At 66.3% G+C, this 26,263-nt stretch carries 22 protein-coding genes and 1 riboswitch; of the genes, 13 read left to right on the top strand and 9 right to left on the bottom strand.

The annotated features are described in order from the left end of the window. Positions 1-59 precede the first annotated feature (59 nt). Genes B5483_RS00715 through B5483_RS00700 form a run of 4 tightly spaced genes read right to left on the bottom strand, consistent with a single transcriptional unit; the run spans position 60 to position 4,568 of the window. Positions 60-830: an ABC transporter ATP-binding protein gene (locus B5483_RS00715; protein WP_054946822.1), complete on the bottom strand. Its 771-nt coding sequence runs from the start codon at positions 828-830 to the stop codon at positions 60-62. After that, positions 827-1,792, bottom strand: coding sequence for a FecCD family ABC transporter permease (locus B5483_RS00710; RefSeq protein WP_054946823.1), 966 nt, complete (start codon positions 1,790-1,792; stop codon positions 827-829). Before B5483_RS00710 ends, B5483_RS00715 begins: the two co-directional genes overlap by 4 nt. Further along, positions 1,789-2,739, bottom strand: coding sequence for an ABC transporter substrate-binding protein (locus B5483_RS00705; RefSeq protein WP_079729177.1), 951 nt, complete (start codon positions 2,737-2,739; stop codon positions 1,789-1,791). Before B5483_RS00705 ends, B5483_RS00710 begins: the two co-directional genes overlap by 4 nt. Beyond that, positions 2,736-4,568: a TonB-dependent receptor domain-containing protein gene (locus B5483_RS00700; RefSeq protein WP_079729822.1), complete on the bottom strand. Its 1,833-nt coding sequence runs from the start codon at positions 4,566-4,568 to the stop codon at positions 2,736-2,738. Before B5483_RS00700 ends, B5483_RS00705 begins: the two co-directional genes overlap by 4 nt. A gap of 96 nt (positions 4,569-4,664) precedes the next feature. Further along, a riboswitch (cobalamin riboswitch) is annotated at positions 4,665-4,860 on the bottom strand. 168 nt (positions 4,861-5,028) lie between these two features. Here B5483_RS00700 and B5483_RS00695 point away from each other — a divergent pair. The 12 genes from B5483_RS00695 to B5483_RS00640 all read left to right on the top strand — a co-directional run bounded on the left by B5483_RS00695 (position 5,029) and on the right by B5483_RS00640 (position 19,422). Next, positions 5,029-6,225 carry a cell wall hydrolase gene (locus tag B5483_RS00695; protein WP_079729176.1) on the top strand — a complete coding sequence of 399 codons (1,197 nt, stop codon included), beginning with the start codon at positions 5,029-5,031 and terminating at the stop codon, positions 6,223-6,225. 137 nt (positions 6,226-6,362) lie between these two features. Then, the gene (locus tag B5483_RS00690) at positions 6,363-6,743 is read left to right on the top strand and encodes a hypothetical protein (protein WP_054946826.1); all 381 of its coding nucleotides are present in this window, start codon (positions 6,363-6,365) and stop codon (positions 6,741-6,743) included. Between the two features lie 505 nt (positions 6,744-7,248). Beyond that, the gene (mdh, locus tag B5483_RS00685; RefSeq protein ID WP_054946827.1) at positions 7,249-8,211 is read left to right on the top strand and encodes a malate dehydrogenase; all 963 of its coding nucleotides are present in this window, start codon (positions 7,249-7,251) and stop codon (positions 8,209-8,211) included. A 121-nt stretch (positions 8,212-8,332) separates the two neighbouring features. Beyond that, positions 8,333-9,223, top strand: coding sequence for a succinate--CoA ligase subunit alpha (sucD, locus tag B5483_RS00680; RefSeq protein ID WP_054946828.1), 891 nt, complete (start codon positions 8,333-8,335; stop codon positions 9,221-9,223). Between the two features lie 185 nt (positions 9,224-9,408). Further along, the gene (locus tag B5483_RS00675) at positions 9,409-12,261 is read left to right on the top strand and encodes a 2-oxoglutarate dehydrogenase E1 component (RefSeq protein WP_079729821.1); all 2,853 of its coding nucleotides are present in this window, start codon (positions 9,409-9,411) and stop codon (positions 12,259-12,261) included. A gap of 8 nt (positions 12,262-12,269) precedes the next feature. Continuing rightward, positions 12,270-13,499 carry a 2-oxoglutarate dehydrogenase complex dihydrolipoyllysine-residue succinyltransferase gene (gene odhB / locus B5483_RS00670; RefSeq protein WP_054946830.1) on the top strand — a complete coding sequence of 410 codons (1,230 nt, stop codon included), beginning with the start codon at positions 12,270-12,272 and terminating at the stop codon, positions 13,497-13,499. 121 nt (positions 13,500-13,620) lie between these two features. Then, complete coding sequence (gene lpdA / locus B5483_RS00665; RefSeq protein ID WP_054946831.1) at positions 13,621-15,018, top strand: dihydrolipoyl dehydrogenase; 1,398 nt, start codon at positions 13,621-13,623, stop codon at positions 15,016-15,018. A 200-nt stretch (positions 15,019-15,218) separates the two neighbouring features. Next, positions 15,219-15,647, top strand: coding sequence for a hypothetical protein (locus B5483_RS00660; protein ID WP_079729175.1), 429 nt, complete (start codon positions 15,219-15,221; stop codon positions 15,645-15,647). Between the two features lie 19 nt (positions 15,648-15,666). Further along, on the top strand, positions 15,667-16,428 hold the full coding sequence (locus B5483_RS00655) for a TorF family putative porin (RefSeq protein WP_139383878.1): 762 nt from the start codon (positions 15,667-15,669) through the stop codon (positions 16,426-16,428). Between the two features lie 271 nt (positions 16,429-16,699). Continuing rightward, positions 16,700-17,839 carry an acyltransferase family protein gene (locus B5483_RS00650; RefSeq protein WP_079729174.1) on the top strand — a complete coding sequence of 380 codons (1,140 nt, stop codon included), beginning with the start codon at positions 16,700-16,702 and terminating at the stop codon, positions 17,837-17,839. Positions 17,840-17,901: 62 nt separating this feature from the next. Continuing rightward, on the top strand, positions 17,902-18,327 hold the full coding sequence (locus B5483_RS00645; RefSeq protein WP_054946835.1) for a VOC family protein: 426 nt from the start codon (positions 17,902-17,904) through the stop codon (positions 18,325-18,327). A gap of 132 nt (positions 18,328-18,459) precedes the next feature. Continuing rightward, positions 18,460-19,422 carry a quinone oxidoreductase family protein gene (locus tag B5483_RS00640; protein ID WP_079729173.1) on the top strand — a complete coding sequence of 321 codons (963 nt, stop codon included), beginning with the start codon at positions 18,460-18,462 and terminating at the stop codon, positions 19,420-19,422. Positions 19,423-19,530: 108 nt separating this feature from the next. On the opposite strand, the gene B5483_RS00635 is transcribed toward B5483_RS00640, so the two are convergent. Beyond that, positions 19,531-21,276 (bottom strand): dipeptidyl-peptidase 3 family protein, encoded by a 1,746-nt coding sequence (locus tag B5483_RS00635; protein ID WP_079729172.1) that lies wholly within the window; start codon positions 21,274-21,276, stop codon positions 19,531-19,533. 106 nt (positions 21,277-21,382) lie between these two features. Here B5483_RS00635 and B5483_RS00630 point away from each other — a divergent pair, with 106 nt between their 5' ends. Beyond that, positions 21,383-22,033 carry a trimeric intracellular cation channel family protein gene (locus B5483_RS00630; protein ID WP_054945178.1) on the top strand — a complete coding sequence of 217 codons (651 nt, stop codon included), beginning with the start codon at positions 21,383-21,385 and terminating at the stop codon, positions 22,031-22,033. A 49-nt stretch (positions 22,034-22,082) separates the two neighbouring features. Here B5483_RS00630 and B5483_RS00625 read toward each other — a convergent pair whose 3' ends face one another. The 4 genes from B5483_RS00625 to rplQ form a co-directional block, all read right to left on the bottom strand. Further along, entirely contained in the window at positions 22,083-22,721 is a 639-nt protein-coding gene (locus B5483_RS00625) for a hypothetical protein (RefSeq protein WP_245828770.1), read from the bottom strand. Between the two features lie 40 nt (positions 22,722-22,761). Beyond that, a complete protein-coding gene (locus tag B5483_RS00620; RefSeq protein WP_342743627.1) occupies positions 22,762-23,439 on the bottom strand; it encodes a hypothetical protein in 678 nt (225 codons plus the stop codon). Positions 23,440-23,469: 30 nt separating this feature from the next. Next, positions 23,470-25,551 carry a prolyl oligopeptidase family serine peptidase gene (locus B5483_RS00615; RefSeq protein WP_245828769.1) on the bottom strand — a complete coding sequence of 694 codons (2,082 nt, stop codon included), beginning with the start codon at positions 25,549-25,551 and terminating at the stop codon, positions 23,470-23,472. A 199-nt stretch (positions 25,552-25,750) separates the two neighbouring features. Next, entirely contained in the window at positions 25,751-26,173 is a 423-nt protein-coding gene (rplQ, locus tag B5483_RS00610) for a 50S ribosomal protein L17 (protein WP_079729170.1), read from the bottom strand. Positions 26,174-26,263 lie beyond the last annotated feature (90 nt).

Below are 26,263 nucleotides of genomic sequence, written 5' to 3'. Positions count from 1 at the left end.
TTGCGGGCCGCGATGCCCGCCTGTCCGGAACCTGTCGAGGAACCGGCGCTGTCCCCGGCCTAGCGCGAATCCAGCGTGAACGGCGAAGGCTGCCCCAGCGACAGGGCACGCTCGCCCGGATCGCCCAGCCAGCGCGCCGGGCAGTTCCACACGCGGTGGATCACATCGCGGGCCAGCGCGATTTCCGGCGGCCCCTCGGCCTCGACCTTGCCGTTCTTGATCACCAGCACCTGGTCGGCGTGGTTCATCGCCGTCGCCAGATCGTGCAGCACGAGCACGACGCCGCGCCCGGCCTTGGTCTGCTGACGAAAGCGGCGCATCAGCGCGGCGGCATGGGCAAGGTCGAGATTGGCGAAGGGCTCGTCGGCCAGCACCCAGCCGGGCCGGGTCGCCAGCACGCGCGCCATCAGCGCCCTTGCCCGCTCTCCGCCCGACAGGCGCGAGACCGGGCGATGGCGAAGCGCTTCCAGATCCATCGCGGCAATCGCCTCGTCGATGGCGTCCTGCGCTTCCTTCGCCGGGGCGTCCTTCCACGGCAGGCGGCCGATCGACACCAGCACTTCGACCGAGACATCCCAGGCCACTTCTGGCGACTGCGGCAGATAGCCGATCCACTGCGCGCGCTGGGCCGTCGAACAGCGGGACAAGGGCCGTTCGCCCAGCAGGACATCGCCCATGTCGGGCCGCAGCAGTCCGGCCATGCAGGAGAGCAGCGTCGACTTGCCCGCCCCGTTGGGGCCGCAGATCGCGGTGACCAGCCCGCGACGGCACTGCAGCGAAACGCCGTCGAGCCGTCCCTTCACGACGAGGTTGCTGACGCCGAGGCTCATGCCAGTTCCCGGCGCATCTTGAGCAGGAGGTGCAGGAAGAACGGCGTCCCCAGCAGGCTGAGCGCGATGCCGAGGCGCAGCTCGCCCCCGGCCAGCGGGAGGATGCGGCACAGGCAATCGGAAATGAGCAGCAGCAGCGCGCCAGCCAGCGCGCTCGGGACGATCAGCGATGACGGGCGATGGTCGGTGAACGGGCGGACCAGGTGCGGCACCATCAGGCCGACGAAACCGATGATCCCGGCCACGGCGACGCCCGAGCCGACCGTCAGGCCGATGCCGGCGATCATCAGCGCCTGCAGCCGGAACGGTTCGACCCCCAGCGACCGCGCGGCGGCTTCGCCCAGCGTCAGGGCATTGAGACTGCGCCCCGCGGCCATGAGCACGCCGATCCCGGCGGCGGTGAGCGGCAGGGCGATCCAGACTTCGCGCCAGGAGCGGTCGGCCAGCGAACCCATCGTCCAGGTGACGATCTCGGTCATCGCGAAGGGCGACGGGCTCAGACTGATCGCCAGGCTCATCAGCGCGCCGGCAAGGCTGGAGACCATCAGGCCCGCCAGCGTGAACAGTGCCACGCCGCCGCTGCGACCGGCAATCAGCGCCAGCAGCGTCATCGCCCCGCAGGCCCCGGCCAGCGCGAAGACCGGCAGCAGCCACGGCGAGGCGGCATAGCCGGTCCAGAAACTGAGCACCGCGCCCAGCGCCGCGCCCGGTGCAATGCCGAACAGCCCGGGATCGGCCAGCGGATTGCGCAGGAAGCCCTGCATCGCGGCCCCGGCGGCACCCAGCCCCGCTCCCACCGCCAGCGCCAGAACCGCGCGCGGCAGGCGCAGCTGCATCAGGATGATCGAGGCATTGTGCGCTGCAGGCGAAAAGGGATCGATCCACACGCGTCCGGCCAGCAGCGAAAGCGGCACGGCCACAAGCAGGCCGGCCAGAAGCAGGAGAACGAGGCGCGGGTTCATCGCACCCGTGCCGTCCGCGCCGCCACGTCCTGCCGGTCCAGTTCGCGCCGAGCCCGTGTGAGCGCGTCAATCGCGCGCGGGATCGTGGGGCCACCGCACCAGAGGATCGAACGATCGAGCGGAAAACGCTTCATGCGGCTCAGGCTCGCGAGAGCGGGGTGGTGGAGCATGCGGTCCTCTTCGGCCAGCGGATTGCCAACTGCGAAGACGACGCGCGGCGGATCGGCCAGCACTTCTTCGAGGGGCAGGAAATCGGCCTGCGAAAGCCCTCGTGCACTGGCCGCATTCGTAAAGCCGGTGTGCTCCATCATGTCAACGATCAGGGTGTCGTCCCCCGCGACGAGCCCTGCCGATTCCCAGACCAGCGCCGGGACCGCAGCCGCGCCCCGCGGCGGCGCGGCGCGGGCCAGCGCTCCGTCGATACGGCCGATCAGGCGGCGGCCCAGTTCGGGATGGCCAGCAAGGCCCGCCAGCTCGCGGATCTGGTCGCGCGCGGCATCGAGGTCCGGCGCGATCGGGATCTTCACCACCCTGAAGCCCAGGTCCGCGAGCGCGCTGGCCGTCGCGGGCGGCAGGAAGCTGCTGGCGACGACGACCTTCGGGCCGATCGCCGCGACTTCCTCCACCGTGCCCGAAACCGCGCGGTAACGGCGCGCCCTGTCGAGGTCCATCGAAGTGGACTGGGCATCGTGGCTGTATCCTGAGATCGCCAGCAGCTGCCCCGGCCCGGTCACTTCGGCAAGGATCGCATCGGTACAGGGATTGAGCGAGACGATGGTCGGATGGGCCGGATCGCCCGGCCCGGCTGCGGGGGCGGCCTCGGTATAGCCGCCCCCGCAGCCGGATATGCCGGCCCATGCCAGCGCAAGGACACCGGCGCGGACAAGACCCCGCGCCAGACGCTTCCCTCGGGTCCACCGGGACTGCGGGGGAAGCGGCAAGGTCACATCTTCACCCGAACCCCGGCATAGGCCGAACGGCCGGCCGTGCCGTAGCTGCGCACCACTTCGTAGTGCTCGTCGAACAGGTTCTCGATGCGTCCATAGACCTCGACGTTGGGCGTGACCGGATAGGACGTGCGCAGGCCGACGACGACGTGCCCCTCGACGAACTGCGTGTTCGCGTGATCGTCCCAGCGGTTGCCACCCACGCGCAGGTCGGCACCAAGACGCAGCCCCAGGCCCCAGGTCTTGTCGAGGCTGGCGTAGAAGTTGTTCTGCGGACGGCGGGCAAGGCGCGCGCCGGTCAGCTCGTTCTTCGCATCGAGGTAAGTGTAGGACAGGTTCAGATCGAAGCCCTCCCAGTCGGTCACCACCATGCCCAGTTCGATGCCCTTCGCGCGCGTGCGGCCCACGTTGTAGTAGTTCCAGTTCGCGAAGTCGTAATCGATCTGGTTGCGCGTCTTGCGGTCGAACCAGGTCAGGGTGAAGCGGCCCTTGCCCTCGGCGAACGGCTGTTCCACCCCGGCGTCCCAGGCCTTCGAGGTCTCGGGCTCAAGCGGGTTGAAAGTGCCGTTGGTGTAGAGCTGGTAGAGCGATGGCGCCTTGAAGCCCTCGCCGTAGCTGGCGCGGATCACCGGCGCGTCCTCGCCCTCGCCCAGTGCCCAGGCGCCGTTGGCCGCAAAAGTGGTGCGGTGGCCGAAATCGGCCTGGTCGTCGTAGCGCAGGCCGCCGTTGAGCGTCAGACCCGAAACCGGGTGCAGCGTCAGCATGCCGAAGTAGCTGTCGATCGAGGTGCGGTCCTTCGAACCGAAGTTATCGGAGAACTTCGATGTCTCTGTCTCCGCGCCGAGCAGGACGCTGACGAGGTCCACCGGCGCGAAGGTCACCTGTCCCTCGACCCGCTCGTTCCGGCCGTTGGTGGTATAAGGACCGTAGATCTCGTGATCGGAGATGCGGCGGGTGTCGGTGAGGCCATAGCCCAGGCGCGCGGTCAGGCGACCGTCGAGCCCGGCATAACGCAGGTTGGCGTAACCCAGCGTATCGCGCTTGTGCCCGAAATTGAGCGCATCGGCGCCGGTATCGTCATAACCGTAATCGGCCTTGGTGTAATAGCCGCCGGCGTCGACGCTCAGCCCCTCGGCCAGCTCGATTTCGGCACGGGCATTGGCGCTCTTGCTTTCGAAGCCGTCCTTCTCGGTCGCGCCGCGGCGCTCGTTGTAGGCCGAATAGCCGTCGCCCTCGAGCCAGTTGCCGCCCAGCGTCAGGCCGACCGGACCGAGCATGCCGGCAGCCGAAGGCCCAACCTGCCGACGGTCGCGCCAGCCGTATTCGGCTTGCGCACGCGCAGTCCACTGTTCGGTCGGGCGCGCGGTGATGAAGTTGATCACGCCGCCGATGGCACGGCTGCCCCACAGGACGCCCGAAGAGCCGCGAACCACTTCGACCCGGTCGAACTGGCCGATGGTGAGACCGCCGAAATCGAAGCCACCGGCCACATCGCCCGGATCGTTGATGCGCACACCGTCGATCAGCACGAGGCTCTGGGCATTTTCCGCACCGCGCAGGAAGACGCTGGTGATCTGGCCGAAGCCGCCGGTGCCCGAAACGGTCACGCCCGGCAGGCGCTCAAGCACCTCGGTCGCCTGCGTCGCCTGTGTGCGTTCGATCTCGTCGCGGGTGACGACGCTTACCGACTGGCCCACCTGGCTCAGCGGCGTCTCGGTGCGCGTGGCGGTGACGACGATGGTGTTGTCCACCTCGTCGGCCAGGGCCGGGGAAACGAGGGCGGGCGTGGAAACGGCAAGCGCGGTGCCGAGCAGAAACAGATACTTCACGTACAAAACCTCCAACCTGAACGAAGTGTCGCTCGTGGCTGAGGCTGCACCTGTATCGGCGCATGACTCGCTGCATTCCGGTCCAACCCGCCCGGCGCGGAACGACCATCTCGGGCAGGTCTCCTGGCTCCCGGATCGTCGCGCCGCCCCACCTTCCCGGCGCTTTGTCACAAGCCGCCAGTGGCCATTCGGGACGGAACTCCCCGGTCACAGTTGCGGGGACAGCGCCGGATTTGAACCGGCTTCCCTCTTCGGTCCGGCAAGCCGGACAACCCGTGACGTGGCCGGGCGGATACTGCGGCGTTGCAGGCCTTGCAAGCGCGGCAACGCAAGCACCTGATCGCGCGAGAGATTTGTTTACCGGTTAAGGGTAAAAGGGCGCGGTGTATCGCTTCGGGACGGCCGTGACAGGCCGGATGCGCCAGATCGCGAAGCGGGTTAGGCGCAGGATGCGCCGCCGATGCACGCTGACGCGGCGACCGAAAGGAACCGATTGACCGAGCCACCTGCCCTGATTGCCCTGATCGGCGAAAGCGAGGCGCCCCCGCGCGACTTCGCGGCCCGGTTCGAGCGCGGGCGCAGGAACCGCCACGCCCACCGCGCCCATCTGCAGCGGCGCTGGGCGGCAGGCTTTGCCGGCCTTGCCGCGATCGCCCTGCCCGCCTTCGCTTCGCCGGGAAACTGGGGCCGCTTCTCCATCGCCGATGCCTCGGCCGAGGCGCAGACTCTCGAGCCGATGCCCTTCGAGCGCGCCGGATCGAGCTTTCCGGGCTCCGCCTTCTACTATCTCGAACAGGAAACCGCGCCCCTGCAGACAGGCGAAGGCGTGCATTCCGATGCCGGGGATGCTGCGGCAGCGGCGAGCGGAACCCGGCCCCTTGCCCGCCCGCTCAACATCCATGCCAGCGGCGTCGACCGCACCCGCGCCCTGCAGTGCATGACCGCAGCCATATACTATGAAGCCGCGAGCGAGGCCGAAGCCGGCCAGCGCGCCGTCGCGCAGGTCGTGCTTAACCGGGTGGCCCACCCGGCCTATCCCGGCACCGTTTGCGGCGTGGTCTACGAAGGATCGGAACGCGCCAGCGGCTGCCAGTTTTCGTTCACCTGCGACGGCTCGCTCGCCCGCAAGCCCTCGCGCTATTTCTGGGACCGGGCGATGCAGGTCGCGCGCGCCGCCCTGTCGGGCTACGTCTATGCGCCCGTCGGCCTGGCGACGCATTACCACACCGTGCAGGTCCATCCCTACTGGGCCGCGAGCCTCGACTACCTCGGCACCATCGGGGCGCATCGCTTCTACAGCTTCCATGGCGCAGCGGGCCGCCCGGGCGCCTTCCGCTTCGCCTACCTCGGCGGCGAGCCGGTTGCCGCGCCGCACCGTCGCGACACCGTCGCCCTCGCCGCGGCTGCGGCGGACACGCTCGATCCGGTGGCGATCCAGCGCCAGTTCGCTGCGCAGGACGCATCGTTCACGGCCGCGGCAAGTCCAGCCGACACGCCAGCGCCCCCAACCAGAGCCGCGCCCGTCCCGCTCTATTCCGATGCCATTCGCGAGCGCGGCGGCGATGCGCTCTACCGCGCACAGAAGCTGCCCGAGACCGGCGACATCAAGCCGCAATACGCCAACAGCGGCCGCTGGATCGCCCAGCCGGGCAGCTGAACCGGCGCAATCCGTCCCCTTTCGGGGCATCGGGACGCCCCGGCAAGAATTCGGCAACCATAGGCCATTACAAAGGCTTAGAGCCTGACTGCCATAAGGGTCCAGATCAGAACAACGACACAAAGGGCCTGCCTGACATGACGATCCGCTTTGCCGCTGCCTATGGCGGAAAGAGCCCTGCGATTGTTCGTGCCCTGTGTCCCTCCGCCCCCCTGGGTGCGGTCAACGACAACGGCTGCAAGCCCATCCTCGGTGGCTCCGCCCGCCGGGCCATCGCCGCCTATTCCGAACAGATGCACTTGCCGATGCAGGCGGCGAACGACCAGCGGATGCTGACCGAGGCCCTGCGCCACTTCGCCCGCCACGGCCTCTCGGCCGCTGCCCATGCGCGCGAAAATGCAGAAGCCGCCAAGGCTGCCAGCGACGAGGAAAGCTGCCGCTGGTGGATCTCGATCTGCCGCCAGCTCGACCGCCGCATGGCCGACGCCCTGGCCCGCAAGATCGCCCGCCACGGCTGACCTCACGCCCGCCCCGGGGTACGCCATCACTCCACCGTCCGGCACCTGCAACCCGCTTCGGGCCTGTTGAAGCCGCACGTGCGCAGCATCCCCTGCGCACGACGACCGATCCTTGAACCGACTGGACGACGGGCAGTCCGAATCAACGCGTCGGAGAGGCACCGAGGTCTGTACGACCCACCTTTCGGGCAATTCGGCCCGGCCCTCTTGCCATGCCCCGGGATCGGCAAGAGACATGTCCCGCGCGGCGCAAGACTCGCACAAACCTTGCCAAATCGTTGAAATATCGCGCTCGAACGGCTTGTTTGATCGCCGCTATTGCAATTGCGAACTGTTATCAATTAAAAGTGCAAGCTTGTGGCCTGTCCGCGTCGTTTCGCGGTTGCAATGTCGTTGAGAGGGGCGTAGGGCCCCCTTCGCAACTGACGGCACCTGCCTTATGCGGGACAAAGCAGGCCGCCTTTTACGTCCGAGGTCCCGCCATTGGGAAGGACAAGCACGCATCATGGCTCGTAAGAAGATTGCCCTTATCGGCGCCGGCAACATCGGCGGCACCCTCGCGCACCTCGCTGCGCAGAAGGAACTGGGCGACATCGTCCTGTTCGACATCGCCGAAGGCATCCCCCAGGGCAAGGCTCTCGACCTGTCGCAGTGCGGTCCCGTCGAAGGCTTCGACGCCGCCATCACCGGCACCAATGACTACGCCGACATCGCCGGCGCCGACGTCGTCATCGTTACCGCAGGCGTTCCCCGCAAGCCGGGCATGAGCCGCGACGACCTGCTGGGCATCAACCTCAAGGTCATGAAGTCGGTCGGCGAAGGCATCAAGCAGTACGCCCCCGACGCTTTCGTGATCTGCATCACCAACCCGCTCGACGCGATGGTCTGGGCGCTGCGCGAATTCTCCGGCCTGCCCCACAACAAGGTCGTCGGCATGGCCGGCGTGCTCGACTCGGCACGCTTCTCGACCTTCCTCGCCTGGGAATTCGGCGTTTCGGTCCGCGACGTCACCAGCTTCGTGCTGGGCGGCCACGGCGACACCATGGTCCCGGTCGTCGAATACTCGACCGTCAAGGGCATCCCGGTTCCCGACCTCATCAAGATGGGCAAGTCGACCCAGGAGCGCATCGACGAGATCGTCAAGCGCACTGCCAACGGCGGCGGCGAGATCGTCGGCCTGCTCAAGACCGGCTCGGCTTTCTACGCGCCGGCGGCCTCGGCCATCGCGATGGCTGAATCCTACCTCGGCGACCAGAAGCGCATCCTGCCCTGCGCCGCCTACCTCGACGGCCAGTACGGCGTCGACGGTCTCTACGTCGGCGTGCCGGTGAAGATCGGCAAGGACGGCGTCGAGGAAGTCATCGAGATCTCGCTCGACGAGAAGGCCAAGGCCGGCCTGCAGGTCTCGATCGACGCGGTCAAGGAACTGCTGGTCGCCTGCAAGGGCATCGACGGCTCGCTGGCCTGAGGAAATATCCGTCGCGCGATGCTGGCCTGACAATCTCGCCAGTATCGCACGACGCAAATAGTTTCTTGGAACCTCCCCAGCCTAACCGGCTGCTTCCACGTTCAGGAACAGGAAAAGATCCATGTCCATTCTCGTCGACAAGAATACCAAGGTCATAACCCAGGGCATGACCGGCAAGACCGGCAGCTTCCACACGCAGGCCGCGCTCGACTACGGCACGCAGATGGTTGCCGGCGTCACCCCCGGCAAGGGCGGCACCGACCATCTGGGCCTGCCCCAGTTCGACACGGTCGCCGAAGCCAAGGCCGTGACCGGCGCCAACGCTTCGTGCGTCTACGTTCCGCCTTCGGGCTGCGCCGATGCGATCCTCGAAGCCATCGATGCCGAAATCGAACTGATCGTCGCCATCACCGAGGGCGTTCCGGTGCTCGACATGGTCCGCGTCAAGCGCGCCCTGACCGGTTCGAAGTCGCGCCTCATCGGCCCGAACTGCCCCGGCCTGCTCACTCCCGGTGAATGCAAGATCGGCATCATGCCCGCGAACATCTTCTCGAAGGGTTCGGTCGGCGTGGTCTCGCGCTCGGGCACGCTGACCTATGAAGCCGTATTCCAGACCACCAACGCCGGTCTTGGCCAGACCACCGCAGTCGGCATCGGCGGCGACCCGGTCAACGGCACCAACTTCATCGACGTGCTCGAACTCTTCCTCGCCGACGACGAGACCAAGTCGATCATCATGATCGGCGAAATCGGCGGCTCGGCCGAAGAAGAAGCCGCGCAGTTCCTCAAGGACGAGGCCAAGCGTGGCCGCAAGAAGCCGATGGCCGGCTTCATCGCGGGCCGCACCGCCCCTCCGGGACGCCGCATGGGCCACGCCGGTGCCATCGTCTCGGGCGGCCAGGGCGGCGCCGAAGACAAGATCGCAGCCATGGAAGAAGCTGGCATCCGCGTTGCGGCCAGCCCCTCGCTGCTCGGTGAAACCCTTGTGGAAGCCCTCAAGGAATTCGCCTGACGATCAGGTCGGCGCATGTGTCTGGCGGGGCACGCCCCGCCTGGCCATGCGCCGGGTCGCCAAGTACAGGCAGAATTTTAACTGCATAGATGGCCAGCCAGGTTTTCCTCCCCGGGAACCAGCCGGCTTCCAACTGATTGCTCGGTAACGTCGGGCTGTTAATCCGACGAGGTAAGGTGATTCCGATGGGCAACGAAAATCTCGATTTCACTCCGGACCTCGGCATGGACGGCCCCCAGCCCGGACCGAGCTGGCAGCGCAACAACTGGCCGCGCGTAGGCGCCGAGTTCGAGGACGACCTCACCCAGGGCCTCGATCCCACGGCCCTCAAGGTCCAGATCGAGAAGGCCGCCGCCAAGGGCGGCAAGAAGGTCGATCAGGCCAGCCTCGACCAGGCTGCCGCCGACGCGATCCGCGCCATGATGCTGATCCGCACCTATCGCGTGCGCGGTCACCTGGCGGCGGACCTCGACCCGCTCGGCCTCAACCAGCGCAAGCTGCCGCAAGACCTCACCCCCGAGTACCACGGCTTCACCGGCGACGCGCTCGACCGTCCGGTCTTCGTCGGCGGCAACCTCGGCCTCGAGTGGACCACCGTGCGCGAACTGGTGCAGATCCTGCGCGCCAACTACTGCGGCAAGGTCGGCCTCGAATACATGCACATCGCCGATGTCGAGGAACGCCGTTTCCTCCAGGATCGGATGGAAGGCGCCGACAAGGAAATCGAGTTCACCCCCGAGGGCAAGAAGGCGATCCTTCAGGCCGTCGTGCGCGGCGAACAGTACGAGAAGTTCCTCGGCAAGAAGTACGTCGGCACCAAGCGCTTCGGCCTCGACGGCGGTGAATCGATGATCCCGGCGCTGGAGTCGGTGATCAAGTACGGCGGCGCCCAGGGCGTCAAGGAGATCGTCTACGGCATGGCCCACCGCGGCCGCCTCAACGTACTCGCCAACGTGATGGCCAAGCCCTACAAGGTCATCTTCCACGAATTCTCCGGCGGCACCGCCAACCCCGAGGACGTCGGCGGTTCGGGCGACGTGAAGTACCACCTGGGCACTTCGACGGACCGCGAGTTCGACGGCATCAAGGTCCACATGAGCCTGATGCCCAACCCCTCCCACCTCGAAACGGTGGACCCGGTCGTGCTCGGCAAGGTCCGCGCCTATCAGGTCTTCCACGACGACATCGGCGACGATGTCGGTCCCGGCGCCAAGCACAAGCAGGTCCTGCCGGTGCTGATCCACGGCGACGCGGCCTTCGCGGGCCAGGGCGTGGTCTGGGAATGCTTCGGCCTTTCGGGCGTTGCCGGCTACAACACCGGCGGCTGCATCCACTTCGTCATCAACAACCAGATCGGCTTCACCACGACGCCGAACTTCGCGCGCAACTCGCCCTACCCGACCGATGTCGCCAAGGGTGTCCAGGCGCCGATCCTGCACGTCAACGGCGACGATCCGGCCGCGGTGACCTTCGCCTGCAAGCTGGCGATCGACTATCGCCAGACTTTCGGCCGCGACATCGTGATCGACATGTGGTGCTACCGCCGCTTCGGCCATAACGAAGGCGACGAGCCCAGCTTCACGCAGCCGCTGATGTACGCGCAGATCAAGAAGCACCCCTCGGTCAGCACCATCTACGCCGAGCGCCTGAAGGCCGAAGGCGTGATCGATGACGCCTTCCTTGCCGAGACGGTGGAAGCCTTCAACAATCACCTCGAAGAGGAATTCGAGGCGGCCAAGACCTACAAGGCCAACCATGCCGACTGGTTCGGCGGGCGCTGGAGCGGCTTCAACAAGCCGGTCGATCCGGAAACAGCACGCCGCAACGTGCACACCGGCATCGAGGGCAAGCTGTTCGACAGCCTCGGACGCACGCTGACCACGGTTCCCGATGACCTGACCATCCACAAGACCCTCGCCCGCGTGATCCAGGCGAAGGACGAGATGTTCAAGACCGGCGAAGGCTTCGACTGGGCCACGGCCGAAGCGCTCGCTTTCGGCAGCCTCGTCTCCGAAGGCTACGGCGTGCGCCTGTCCGGACAGGACTGCGAACGCGGCACCTTCTCGCAGCGTCATGCCGTCTGGGTCGACCAGAAGACCGAGCGCAAGTACACCCCGCTCGACACCCTGCCCCACGGCAGCTTCGAGGTGCTGAACTCGACGCTTTCGGAATATGGCGTGCTCGGCTTCGAGTACGGCTATGCCAGCGCCGATCCGAAGACCCTGGTCCTGTGGGAAGCGCAGTTCGGCGACTTCGCCAACGGCGCGCAGATCATCATCGACCAGTACATCGCCGCATCGGAAGCCAAGTGGCTGCGCGCCAACGGCCTCGTGATGCTGCTGCCGCACGGCTACGAAGGCCAGGGTCCGGAACACTCCTCGGCCCGCCTCGAGCGCTACCTGCAGCTCTGCGCCTCGGACAACATCCAGGTGTGCAACATCACCACCCCGGCCAACTACTTCCACGTGCTGCGCCGGCAGATGCACCGTCCGTTCCGCAAGCCGCTGATCATCATGACGCCCAAGTCGCTGCTGCGCCATCCGATGGCGAAGTCTCCGGCTTCGGACTTCGTGGGCGAAGGCCACTTCTTCCGCATCCTGTCGGACCCGAAGGCGCCGAGCGACGAGAACACCAGGAAGGTCATCCTGTGTTCGGGCAAGGTCGCCTACGACCTGCTCGAAGCGCGCGACCAGAACGAGATCGACGACACCCAGATCATCCGCATCGAGCAGCTCTACCCCTTCCCGGGCGAACCGCTGGCCCTGCGCCTCTCGCGCATGAAGAACCTCGAGGAGATCGTCTGGTGCCAGGAAGAGCCGAAGAATAACGGCGCGTGGTTCTTCGTCGAATCGCTGATCGAGGAATCCGCCAAGGAAGCCGGCGTATCCTCGTGCCGTCCGCGCTACGCGGGCCGCAACGCTTCGGCCTCGCCCGCAACCGGCCTTGCCAAGCGCCATGCCGCCGAACAGGCTGCGCTGGTGGCCGAAGCACTCCACCTTTCCGTCCGTGACGAACTCCGACGCAAGCAGAAGGCTTGAGATAACCCATGTCCACCGAAGTCAAGGTCCCCACGCTCGGCGAATCCGTATCCGAGGCCACCATCGGCCAGTGGCTCAAGCAGCCCGGCGAGGCGGTTGCCGCTGACGAGCCGATCGCCAGCCTCGAGACCGACAAGGTCGCCATCGACGTCATGGCGCCGCACGCCGGCACCATGGGCCAGCAGCTCGCCGCCGAAGGCGACACCGTCACCGTCGGTGCGCTGATCGCCACCATCGAGGAAGGTTCGGGCGCCGCCCCGGCTCCAAAGAAGGAAGCCGCGGCCAAGGCCGAAACGCCGGCTCCCGCCGCTGCTGCACCGGCAGCCGCGCCGGTCGCCGCCGAAGAGGCCCTCTCGGGCGCCTCGGTCCTCTCGCCGGCCGTGCGCCGCGCGGTGCTGGAATACGGCATCGATCCCTCGACCATCAAGGGCACCGGCAAGGACGGGCGCATCACCAAGGACGACGTGATCGCGGCCGCCAGGAACAAGCCGGCTTCCGCGCCTGCCTCGGCCGCTCCGGTCGCCGCTGCAGCGCCGGCGCGCAAGGAAGAACGCGTCAAGATGACGCGCCTGCGCCAGACCATCGCCAAGCGCCTCAAGAGCGCGCAGGACAATGCCGCCCTCCTCACCACCTTCAACGACGTCGACATGTCGGCAGTCATGGAAGCGCGTGAGAAGTACAAGGACGTCTTTGCCAAGAAGCACGGCATCAAGCTCGGCTTCATGTCCTTCTTCGCCAAGGCTTCGGTCCTTGCGCTCAAGGACATCCCGGCGGTCAACGCGCAGATCGACGGCGACGAGATCGTCTATCACGACTACGTCGACATCTCGATCGCGGTCTCGGCCCCGAACGGCCTCGTCGTTCCGGTCGTGCGCGACTGCGACAAGCTGGGCTTCGCCGGAATCGAGCAGGCCATCGCCGACTACGGCAAGCGCGCCAAGGAAGGCACGCTGACCATGGAAGACATGAAGGGCGGTACCTTCACGATTTCCAACGGCGGCGTGTTCGGCGGCCTGATGTCGACCCCGATCATCAACCCGCCGCAGTCGGCAGTGCTGGGCCTCCACCGCATCGAGGACCGTCCGGTCGTGCGCAACGGCGAAATCGTCATCCGTCCGATGATGTACATCGCCCTGTCCTACGATCACCGCATCATCGACGGTCGCGAGGCGGTCACCGCGCTCAAGACCATCAAGGAAGCGATCGAGGATCCCACCCGTCTCCTGATCGACCTTTGATCCCGATCACCCCGCCCACCTTCGAGGATCGACGGACCGGGCGGGGTTTTCACTTGTGCTGAAATGACTATTTTCCCCTCGTGCCGCACCTGCTTCGGGCACGAGCGTACGGAGGCCTCACATGGCTGATTACGATTACGACGTCCTTGTCATCGGTGCCGGCCCGGGCGGCTACGTTGCCGCTATCCGCGCCGCACAGCTCGGCCTCAAGACCGCCTGCGCCGAAGGGCGCGAGACGCTGGGCGGCACGTGCCTCAACGTCGGCTGCATTCCCTCCAAGGCGATGCTCCATGCCTCGGAATACTTCGAGCAGGCCGCCAGCGGCGCGATGACCAAGCTGGGCGTCAAGGTCACGCCCGAACTCGACCTGGAGGCCATGCACGGCCAGCGCCGGGATTCGGTGAAGGGCCTGACCGGCGGCATCGAGTTCCTGTTCAAGAAGAACAAGATCGACTGGCTCAAGGGCTATGCGCAGTTCAGGGACGCGCACACCGTCGAAGTCGCCGGCAAGTCGGTGACCGCCAAGAACATCGTCATCGCCACCGGCTCCTCGGTCACGCCCCTGCCCGGCGTCGAGATCGACAATGACAAGGGCGTCGTCGTCGATTCCACCGGCGCGCTGGAACTGGCCTCGGTTCCCAAGAAGATGGTCGTCATCGGCGGCGGCGTGATCGGCCTCGAGCTCGGCTCGGTCTGGCGCCGTCTCGGCGCGGAAGTGACCGTCGTCGAATTCCTCGACCAGCTCCTGCCCGGCATGGACGGCGAAGTCCGCAAGGAAGCGGGCAAGCTGTTCAAGAAGCAGGGCATGACGCTCAAGCTGGGCACCAAGGTGACCGGCGTCGAGGTGAAGGGCAAGAAGGCCAAGGTCACCGTCGAGCCTGCCGCTGGCGGCGATGCAGAAGTGATCGAGGCCGACGCGGTACTCGTTTCGATCGGCCGTCGTCCCAACACCGAGGGCCTCGGCCTCGACAAGATCGGGCTTGAGCTGAACCAGCGCGGCCAGATCGAGACCGACCACGACTTCGCGACCAAGGTCGACGGCGTCTGGGCCATCGGCGACGTCATCCCCGGCCCGATGCTCGCGCACAAGGCCGAGGACGAAGGCATTGCCGTAGCCGAGAACATCGCGGGCCTGACCGGCATCGTGAACCACGATGTCATCCCCGGCGTCGTCTACACCTTCCCCGAGATCGCCGGCGTCGGCCTGACCGAGGAAGCGGCCAAGGAACGCGGTGCGGTCAAGGTCGGCAAGTTCCCGATGCTCGCCAATTCGCGCGCGAAGACCAACCACGAGCCCGACGGCTTCGTGAAGGTGATCGCCGATGCCGAGACCGACCGCGTGCTCGGCGTGTGGTGCATCGCCTCGGTCGCCGGCACGATGATCGCCCAGGCCGCGCAGGCCATGGAATTCGGCGCCACCAGCGAAGACATCGCCTACACCTGCCACGCGCACCCGACCCATTCGGAAGCGATCAAGGAAGCGGCGATGGCAGTGACGGGCAAGCCGATCCACATCTGACCGTCCATCGCAGACTGACATGAAGGCCGGTGCTGCCCCGCAGCGCCGGCCTTTTGTCTTTTCGGCTACCGGTGCGGATCGCGTGCAGCACGACAACGAGACTTTCGGGAAACAATCGGGAATTGAAGCGGCTCTATCCGGGGCATGATCATTTTTTGATCACTCTTGCCTGATTTTTAAGCAGATAGAGATGGATTGATATGTCGCTGGCCCTGATTCCGCTTGCCCTCGCCGCTGCAACCGCTCCCACCCACTCCATCGACATCCACCACAGCGGTGCGAACCATGCCGTTGAGTATCGCGGCGTGATCGAGACCGATGCGAAGGTCCGCAGGACGGGCGCCCCCACCCGCGCCCACAGCACCCGCTGCGATCTCACCGCTACCGTCTCCGTCGAGCGCCACATCAAGATGGGCGCGAACACGCCGGCGCTGACCAGCACGATTGCCCCCACCAAGGTTCTCGGACAGACCGCATACGGCCCCTGCGCGAACGCAACGGAACGTCTCGAGAAGCTGGTGGCCGCACATCACGGGAAGATCTTGAAATTCCTCGCCTCTGCTGCAGAAGCGGACCGCCCGTCTGCGCTTGCCGCCATCGAGGCGGTGCGTTCGCTGGCCGTCAATTGAATCGAACCAAGGAAAAGACTTGTCCCTTAACCCACACTACGCCCTTGCCGTTGCCTTGCCGCTCATCCTCGCATCCGCCCCGGCCTGTGCGCAATCCATGGAGCAGACCGGCGCCAGCATCGAGGCCACGACCGACTATCGCGAGGACGGCCTGAGCTGGAGCGACAGCGCCCCGGCCCTGCGCGCCGAAGGCACGCTCGCCCTGAGCCATGATCTCTCGATCTCGGCCAGCGTCGCCACCCTGCGCGGCAGCCGGCGTCACGGCGGCAGCGATTGGGGCTTCACCATCGCCCCGCGCTATTCCACCTCGGCGGCGGGCTGGGATCTTTCCGCAGGGATTGCCGGTCACCTGTTTGCCGGGGCCGATGATGGCGCGAAGAACCTGGACTACGTGGAACTGGAAGGGCGCGCCGCCCGCACGCTGGGACCGGCACAACTGGCCCTGAGTGTCAGCTACGCGCCGTCTCAGGATGCCATCGGCGGCAGCTATGGCCATGCCGGCGCCGACCTTGGCGTCGGCCTGCCCGGCACGCCGATCACCGCCTATGCCGGCGGCGGCTATGCGTTCGGCAATTCGAACGGCGATGCCAGGAGCACGCGCCTGCGTCCGGACGGCAACTACGCCAACTGGTACGTGGGCGCCGAGCAGAGCTTCGGGCCGATTGCGGTGGGCGTGCTCTACTCGGACACCTCGATCGACCGGCACCGCGCCGCAGCCGTGGAATATGGCGACAAGGGCACCGGCGAACGCCTGAGCGCCTACGCGCGCGTCTCCCTTTAACCCCTTGCCCCCGCAGGGCCAGCCTGCGGGGGATTCCCGGGACACTCGCCGCGCGCCGAATGCTTGCCTGCGCGCGGCGAGCCGATGAACGCATTCTCTCGCCACTCGTTTACCCGAGGCTGCGCCTCCACCGGTCGAAAGCCGATGGAATGCGCCGCCCCGATCGGCGAGTTCGCTTTCCGGGGCCGGCCCCGGGGCGATGCCCTGCACCGGCCCGGATCGCGGGTCGCACCGCCGCAAGAGGCCCCACGGCGCAGGGCAGGAGTAGCGTTTGAACAGGATCGAATGTCTCGACGGCCTGCGCGGCCTTGCCGCGCTGTGGGTACTGATCGGCCATTGCCTGATCCTTACCGGTTTTTCCCTCCCGATCCTCGGCAAGCCGGACCTGGGCGTCGACCTGTTCATCCTGCTGTCCGGCTTCCTGATGACTTTCCAGTTCCAGCTGCGAAAGGACAGGGAAGACTGGGTGCGCCCCGCCACCTGGGCTGCCTTCTGGACCCGGCGCTTCTTCCGGATCTCCCCGCTCTATTTCGTCCTGCTCGCCGCCGCGCTGCTGGCGGGCAAGGCGATCTACGCCGACCGCGTCCTGATCGATAGCTTCCTCGGCCAGCCCCTGCAGGCGCCGGAACGCTATACCGACGCCAGCGCCTCGAACGTCCTGCTTCACGTAACCTACCTGTTCGGAATCCTGCCCGAATATGCCTTCCGCACCCCCCTGCCCGACTGGAGCCTGGGGCTGGAGATGCAGTTCTACGCGGTGTTTCCCTTCGCCGTGCTCCTTGCCGGCCGGCTCGGCTGGATCGGAACCGCGCTGTGCGTCTCGATCCTCGCGGTATCGATCGCCCTGCTGACGGGGACGCTGGGCGCAGCCTATCCGATGCCCTCCTTCCTGCCGCTCAAGATGCACCTGTTCGCGGCCGGCATGCTGATCGCGGCGGCGCTGGAGAGAAATGCGGGGGCCTGCCTCGTCGTTGCCGCCGCGCTGGTGGCCATCCCGGTCGGCGGCAAGACCGACCTGCTCCATCTCGTCGTGCGCGAGGGCATCTTCCTCGGCTTCTTCGCGCTGGTGCACTGGCGGGCGATACCGTGGATCGACCGGCTCTCCCGGCTGCTGGGCGCACCGCCGTTCCACTGGCTGGGCGAACTGTCCTACGGGGTCTACCTCGTCCATCTGCTGATCCTCCACCGCGTGGCCGCCTGGACCATCGAGGGATGGGCGCAGGACATCCCCGCAGCCGCCCGCTTCGCCCTGACTTTCGCGATCACCGCGCCCATCGCCTATGGGCTGGCCTATGCGACCTATCGGCTGGTGGAGCGTCCGGGACAGTCGCTGGGCCGCGCCGTGATCGCCCGCTTCGGCCGACGCAAGCTTGCGCGCCAGGTCCGGGCGGAGGAATACGCAGCGCCCTGACAGGCCAGTCGGAGCGCAGATCGCGCTTGGCCTCACCGTGCCTTGCCCGTAACTCTGCCGCCATGTCGCTGCGCCCGTTCCACCTCGCCTTCCCCGTCCACGACCTTGCGGCCGCCCGGAGCTTCTGGGGCGACCTGATGGGCTGTCCGGAAGGGCGCAGCAGCGACGAGTGGATCGACTTCGACTTCTTCGGACACCAGATCGTTGCCCATTGCGTGCCGGACATGACCCCGCCCGACGCCGGCGCAAACCCGGTCGATGGCCATGACGTCCCCGTCCCGCACTTCGGCGTGGTCCTCACGCTAGACCAATGGCACGAACTGGCGGATCGGCTGACCGCAGGCGGCATGGAATTCGTCATCGCCCCGCACGTGCGCTTTCCCGGTCAGCCCGGCGAGCAGGCGACGATGTTCTTTCGCGATCCATCGGGAAATGCCATTGAAATGAAAGCCTTCGCGGATCTCGGCCAGCTTTTCGCGCGCGACTGATCGGCGGGCGAAGACCGGAAGCCGTCCACAGAATTTGCTAACCCAGCTAAGTTAAATTGCTGATATGTCACTTGAAGTGATTATAACCCCGTTCCTATTTAACATGTTGCAAAGCATTGCAGAGGGATTGGGGTGAAGGCGGCCTACTATCAGGAAAACGGCGGACCGGAGGTCCTGCGCTACGGATCCGTGCCCGATCCGCAGTTGGCCGAAGACGCCGTGCTGATCCGGGTAGATTACATTTCCGTCGAGGGGATGGACATGGTCTGCCGACACCTGATCCCTTTCGAAGATCAGCAGCATATCGCCGGATGCCAGGCGGCGGGCACGGTTGAAGCACTGGGCAGCACCGTCACCGGCTTTCGCATCGGCGACCGCGTCGTCGGCTTCAATTTCGGCGGCAGCCATGCCGAGCTTTTCGCCGCGCCGCAGGGCAGCGTCTGGCACGTTCCCGAAGGCATGGACCTTGCCCTTGCCGCCGTCGTCCCGCTCACCTTCGGTACCGCGCACGACAGCCTCCATGCCTTCGGGCAGGTCCGGCCGGGCATGGACGTGCTGGTCCACGGCGCGACGCTGGGCGTCGGCATCGCCGCGGTCCAGCTTGCCAAGGCCGCGGGCGCCAAGGTCACCGGCACCGCCCTTGGCGACGAACGCCTGTCTCGCATCGCCCCGCTCGGGCTGGACCATGCCATCGATTATCGCGATCCCGACCGGGTCAAGCGCTTCCGTGAAATCACCTTCGGCAAGGGCTTCGACCTCGTCATCGACTCCGGCGCCGGCATGGAAAAGGATTCCATCGTCCAGACCGTGCGTCCGGGAGCCCGCTACGCGATTGCCGGTGTCGCCAGCGCCCGGATGCCCCAGTTCGGCTATCTGGAGATGATCATGCACGGGCTGAACGTCGCCGGCATTTCGATCGCCCATGCCATGCACACCCCGCGCGGCCATGCCGTCGTATCGGAATTGCTCGAAAGCGCTGCCCGGGGCGAAATCCAGATGCCGATCGAGCATGAATTCGCCTTGTGCGAGGTCGAGGAAGCGCATCGCTTCGTCATGGAAGGCCAACCCTTCGGACGCGTCGTCATGCGCCCCTGAGGGGCGCTGGACAGCATATTTCGACTATGATGATCTCCCGCCACCCCGGACACGATCCGGGGTGGCGGGAATTTATCCGGGGGAAGAGACGCCTCTCTCGGACCTCGATCAGATCGCGTCGGGATAGATCGGCCGGATATCCACCGGCAGCGATGCCATCGAAGCGACGGCGGCTTCGGCATGGGCATCGAGCTTCGCCCACTTGCCCATGAAGGCCTTCGTCCCTTCGTAGTCGCCATTGGCCTGCAGCATCAGGATGTCATGCAGGAGGTCGCGAACGCCCGCTTCCATCTTCGCGTCATCGATTACGTAGCGGCCCGCGGCCTCGTTCCAGCGGAACGCGCCCTTGTCCTGCAGATAGGCGTATTGCAGCGCTGCGCCCTTGCCGTGCGCCTCGACCGCGCCGAAGCGCACCGCGCGAAAGATGCCGGTAAAGTAGGTCGCGAAGAGCTGCGGCTTCTCCGCCTCCGGGATCTCTCCCTTGCGCATCATCAGCAGGATGTTCCAGACCCCTGCAACATCGGCCTTGGCCTCTTCGAGCGCCGAACCCTGTTCCTTGAGCATCTTGTCGACCGTTGTCGTCTCGCCGTTCACCACGATCGTGCCCGGCCCGAGGCTGTGCGACAGTTCATGGAACAGCGTCTCGAACTGCATGTACTTCTTGTCGACGCGCGCGGCCTGATCGGGTTCGAGCACCAGCGAGCCCATCGGCTTGAGGATGCGTTCGAACTTGGCGCCCAGCACGTTGGACAGGATCACCTTCTTCGCGCCCTTGGCCTCGCGCACGCGCTCGTCGTTGGGCAGGTTGAAGGCGATGGTCTGGACGCCGGGCACATTGTCGCCCCCGCCGTGGACCTGCTCGGCCACCGCGATCGGGCTGGCGAAGCCGCGCTGGAAGTTCTTGTACCGATCCTCGATGGGAAGATTGGCTTCCATGTCCTTGAGATAGTTCTTGTACTTGGCGAGCGCGGCGGACTCCTGCGGGTCCTTGAGCGTCACGAAGCTCTCGAAGGCGGTCTTCGCGCCCATCAGGCGGTCGGTATAGACTTCGTAGGGCCCGATGGCGACTTCGATGGGCGTGCCGGTCAGGTCCATCCAGGCCAGCTCGCTCTCGAAATAGTCGTCGGTGCGAAAGGCCCTAGCGCGCAGGGAGAGAAACTTCTTCAGGCTGGGATTGCCGGTGCGTGCGGCGGCCTGCTCCAGCAACTGCGCGGCAGGCTCCAGCCACTGCCTGTACTCGACCGAGTACGGCACTGCGACGAGCCTGTCGCCATCGCGCTTCACCACAGTGTAGGGGCTGAGCAGCGCGTCCTTCTGGTCGGGATGGGCCGCGATATAGGCTTCCAGTGCCTCGCGCGTCAGGTCCTCGGGATAGAAGCCTGCGCCTTCGGGCATCGGGGTCGATCCCCAGAAGGGGTGGAGTTCGGCCAGTTCGTCCCAGGGGCCGAAGTTGCGGTCGAACATCTCGACCAGCAGGTCGCGGTCGGCCCGGCGGTTCATCGAGACCGCGCGGCGCACCTGCGGGTTTTCGGCATAGCGCTGGCGCAGGTAGATCTCGCTCATCAGGTCCGAGGCCTTGATCAGCAGGTTGACGACGTCGCGCTGTTCCTGATTGAGGAAGCCGGTCTCGACATCCATCCGGATCGTCGCCAGTTTTTCCTTCTGGGCCAGCAGGTTGTAGTCGCCATCCGCCTCGGCCGGGATCGGACGGGTAGCGGGCGGCGGCGCCGACGCGACTTCGCCGGGGGCCTGCGTGCACGCCGCACCGGCGAGCAGGAGAGGAAGGAGCGAGAAGCGCGTCAGCCTGGACGCGGACGTCTTTTCCGTTGCGGGGGTTCTGTTTCTTGCGGGCATGGGGGGAATGTCCGTTGCTTGTGTGTGACCGGTCTGGAGACTTAGCGCCCTGCCATGACGACGCAAGGCCCCTGCCCTGTCCTGTGGATGGTGCTAAGGGACGGGCATGACGCCGATGATTTCCGCGATAGCGCCGCCGCCCGTCCCTGCCCTGCCGCCGATGCTCGACCTGCTGGGCATTGCCGTCTTCGCGCTGACCGGCGCGCTGGCGGCCGCACGCCTGCGGCAGACTTTCGTGACCGTGGCCTTCTTCGCGCTCATCACCGGCGTCGGCGGCGGTTCGGTGCGCGACCTGCTGATCGGGGCGCCGGTATTCTGGATTCAGGACCCGCTCGTCGCGCCCGTCTGCTTTGCCGTCGCCCTGATCGCGTGGTTCACGCCGGTACGCTGGTGGGAGGGCAAGCTGCTGGAATGGGCCGATGCGCTGGGTCTGGCGACATATGCGGTGTTCGGCACGATCAAGGCGCTGGCCTGGGGCGTGCCCACCGTCCCGGCGATCATGATGGGCGTCATCACCGGCTGCGTCGGCGGCATCGTGCGCGATGTCCTGGCCGGCCAGCCCTCGATCCTGATGCGCCCGGAACTTTACGTGACCGCCGCTGCACTCTCGGCCGCACTGGCCGGTCTCGGCATCGCGCTCGGGCTGTCGGCGCAAGTGACCTGGGCAATCGCGGTGCTGGCCGGCTTTACCTTGCGCGGCGCGGCGATCCACTGGTCGATCGCCCTGCCCGGCCATGCCGGCCCTGCGGAAGACTGATCGGCCTGGGCCGCTCGTCCGGAGCGGGCCTTGGCCTGGGCAACCGGGGTCAGATCAGGGCGTGGCCGTCGACCGCTACCGAACGCACGCGCCCGTCGCGGTCGATGCTGCAGGCGAAGTCGCGGCCGTCTTCAAGGCGGCCCTCGACGCTGTAGCGATCCCCCATGCGCGCGACATTGTCGACGGTATCGATGCGACGCTCGCCGCGCTCGATCTCGTCGGCGCAGCTCGCCACCATGTCGTCGAAGCTGTCGTTCGAGCGCGCGCCTTCTGGATAATCACGCGGATTGCCCCGCTCCTCACGCGGGACGTTGCCATAACCGCGATCCTCGGGGGCGTCGTAGTCGGGCCCGCCGGGATAGCGGTAGGGTTCCTCAACCCGCTTGTTCTTCGAGGACTTGCTGGCGGCGCTGGCAATGGCGGCAATGCCGCCCACGATCAGCAGCCCGGCCAGAACGTCCCCGCCATCGAGACCGCGACCATGGTGGTGATGGCGGTAGCCCCCCCAATCGCCGTAGCCGCGGGCGAAGACCGGCGTCGCGCTCATGGACAGGACTGCAGCGGCGGCCAGCGAAACGGCTATGCGTGAACGGAAGGTCTTCATGGCAGGTCCATCCCACGTCCGGCGCGCACGATCCGCGCCGCCCATCATGGCCAAGAAATAGGCGGTCCATGCTTTCTTCGGCATGAACCGCCTACCCTCTCAGCCTGTCGGCTCGTCGCAAAAGTTACAGGCCGCGAATGCCCTTGAAGTCGAGGTCGCGGATACCGCCGCGATAATCGACCTTGCACTCGAACGAGCCGGAATCGTAGCCGCGCAGCGAGCTGTTCCAGCCCCTGTAGTCGCGGTTCCAGCCCCGGCCGTAGTCATGGTCGCCCGAGCGCCAGTGGCGACCCATGCCGTTGACCGCGATGCGGCCCTTGACCTTGTAGCCGTAGCTCTTGCGATCGACATTGCGCACGTCGGTAACCTTGGCGCGGCCGCCATAGCTGTAACGGTTGGCCGCGCGTTCGGCGGTGCGCACGCACTGCTGCACGGCATCGCGCGCGCTCAGGCCACGGCCATAGCCATAACGGCCGTAGTCGTAGCGCCCCCTGCGATCGCGGTCGTAGCGATAGTCGTAGCGGTCGTTCCCACTGCTTGCAGCCGCTGCCACCGCAGCGATCCCGCCGATAACGAGCGCGCCGGCGATCACATCCCCGGTGTCGATCCCGCCGCCGTGATCCCGGGCCAATGCCGGGGTGGCCGTCGCAACCGCCATGGCACCGGCGGCCACGGTGCCGACCATTTTCCTGGTGAACATTTCCATGGCTTCGTTTCCTTTCTCGACCGGACGCCATGTCCGGGCATGAGAAGGTTCTAGCCATTCGGCCATGAGGTGACGCTGAACCTTGGCTACAGCCAACGTTCAGCCAAAATGGCAGATTCCTGAACATCAACGTTGCAACGGAAGCGCCAGCCCGGTCCAGCGGGCTATGAAGGCCAGAATGTCCGCGCCCTCCTCTATCGCCTTGTCGGTGGGCTTGCCCGAACCGTGCCCGGCCCGCGTCTCGATGCGGATCAGGTGCGGTTTGTCGCCGATATCGGCCGCCTGCAGCGCCGCCGTATACTTGAACGAGTGCCCGGGCACGACGCGGTCGTCGGTGTCGGCCGTGGTCACGAGGATCGCCGGGTAGTCCACCCCGCTGCGGATGTTGTGGTAAGGCGAATAGGAACGCAGGACGCGAAAATCCGCTTCCCTGTCGGGATAGCCGTAGTCGTCCACCCAATAGCGCCCGGCGGTGAAGCGGTCGAAGCGCAGCATGTCCATCACGCCCACCTGCGCCACTGCCGCGGCGTAGAGATCGGGCCGCTGGTTGACCACCGCGCCGACCAGGAGGCCGCCGTTGGAGCCGCCCTGGATGGCAAGCCCGTCCTTCTTCGCGATGCCCTCGTCGATCAGGTACTCGCTGGCGGCGATGAAGTCGTCGAACACGTTCTGCTTGTTCGCGCGCCGCCCGGCATCGTGCCACTCGCGCCCGTACTCGCCCCCACCGCGCAGGTTCGCGAGCGCAAAGGCCCCGCCCGCCTCCAGCCATGCCAGGCGAACGGCCGAAAAGCCCGGGGTCAAGGAGACATCGAAACCGCCGTAGCCATAAAGCAGCGTCGGCACCGGCCGGTTCAGCCGCGCCACTTTCTTGCCGCGTACAACGAACATCGGCACCCTCGTGCCGTCCTTCGACTTGAAGAAGCGCTGCTCCACCGAATAGTCCTGCGGATCGAAGCACAGCTTGGGCTCGGCAAAAGGCTCGGTCTCGCCCGACGCGATGTTCATGCGGTAGATCGCCGCAGGGCAGTTGAAACTGGAGAAGGCGTAGAACGTCTCGGGATCGCCCGGCCGGCCACGAAAGCCGGAGGCCGTGCCATATCCGTTCAGCGTGATCGTGCGTCCCGGGCGCCCGTCGAGACCGATGATCTCGGCATGGCTGGCCGCGTTGCGCATGTAGTTGAGCACGAGCCGGTCGCCGACGATGCCTGCACGCTCCAGGATGTCCGAACGCTCCGCAACCAGTTCGGTCCATTTCGGATCGTCCTCCGACAGGTCGATGCCGACAAGCCGGTAGCGCGGCGCGTCCTTGTTGGTGACGTACCAAAGGTGCAGCCCGGAACCTTCAACGAGACGCCAGTCGTCGGTAAAGCCGGAAACGATCTTGCGCGCCTTCCAGCCCTGCCTATCCCGCTTGGCGAGATCGATCACCGAGACTTCGTAGCGCGCATCGGTGCCCACAGACGTGGTGATGACCGCCAGCCTGCCGTCTTGCGTGACCCGCGCGAAGTGATTGTACTCCGGATGATCGGGTGTCGCGTAGACCAGCTCATCCTCGGACTGCGCCGTTCCCAGGCGATGGAAGTAGACCGTGTGGTTGTAGTTCAGACCCTGGAATGCCGCCCCTTCGTCCGGCTCGGGAAAGCGCGAATAGAGGAAGCCCTCCTCACCGACCCAGGACAGGCCGGTAAACTTGGCCCAGCGCACTTCGTCGTCCAGCAACTGACCGCTGCGCACGTCGAGTACGCGCAGGATGCGCCAGTCGCTGCCGCCGTCCTGCACGCTGTAGAGCAGGTAATGCCCCTTTTCGGATGGCTCCCAGGCATCCAGCGCCGTGGCGCCGTCAGCAGCCCAGGTATTGGGGTCGAGCAGGAGCTTCGGCTTGCCGTGCAGCCCCTTGCGCACGAAGAGCTGCGATTGCGCCTGCAGGCCGGAATTGCGGGTATAGAAATAGCGCTGCCCCGCCTTGTCCGGCAGGCCGTAGCGCTCGTAGTCCATGATCTCGCGGATGCGCTGCGCGAAGCGTGCGCGTTGCGGCAGGCCGGAGAGGTAGTCCTCGGTCACCGCGTTCTCACGCGCCACCCAATCGGCCACCTCGGGCGACTGGCGGACATCGGCCTCCAGCCAGCGGTAGGGATCGGCGATCTTCTCGCCGAAGTGGGCTTCGACGATCTCGTCGCGGCGGGTTTCCGGATAGGTCTGGTCAGGCATGGTCCCGGCCCAGATGGGCGTCGACAGCGCCAGCGACAAGGGCAACGCCAGCGACAACGCCCCTCTCAGAGGAGGCAAGCAACCCAGTGCGACTGCCTTGAGGCGCCGCATCGTTCTCTCCCAATCCCAAACGCAAGAGCGGCCGCGAGTCTAGCACCCGCGACCGCTCACGCAATCTTGTCGATGAATGCGACCGGGCTCAGGCCTCGGCGTATTCCTCGGCTTCGTTCATCACCGGACCCGAATCCTGGCCCTTGGCGTCGACGTCGCGGTCGACGAGCTCGATGATCGCGATCGGGGCGGCGTCCGAAGCGCGGATGCCGGCCTTGATGATGCGGGTGTAGCCACCGTTGCGACCGGCGTAACGCTCGGCCAGAACTTCAAAGAGCTTCTTTTCCTGGGTCTCGTCGAGCAGGCGCGAGTGGGCCAGACGACGGTTCGAAAGGCCACCGCGCTTCGCGAGCGTGATGAGCTTTTCGATGTAGGGACGCAGTTCCTTCGCCTTGGGCGTGGTGGTCTGGATCTGCTCGTGCTTGATGAGCGCTGCAGCCATGTTGCGCAGAAGGGCGGCGCGGTGGCCCGAGGTGCGCTGCAGCTTACGCTGACCGTGCTTGTGACGCATATTCTTTCTCCGTTCGTAGGGGGCCCGTGTGAGGTAGCCCGATCCAGGTGGCCGTCAGGGCCGCCACCTTTCGCCCAAAGCATCGACCCG

Origin of the sequence: Novosphingobium mathurense (genome assembly GCF_900168325.1) — a bacterium.
Taxonomy (GTDB): Bacteria; Pseudomonadota; Alphaproteobacteria; order Sphingomonadales; family Sphingomonadaceae; genus Novosphingobium; species Novosphingobium mathurense.
Note: the sequence above shows the minus strand (reverse complement) of the source record. Positions and strands in the feature narration are given on the sequence as shown.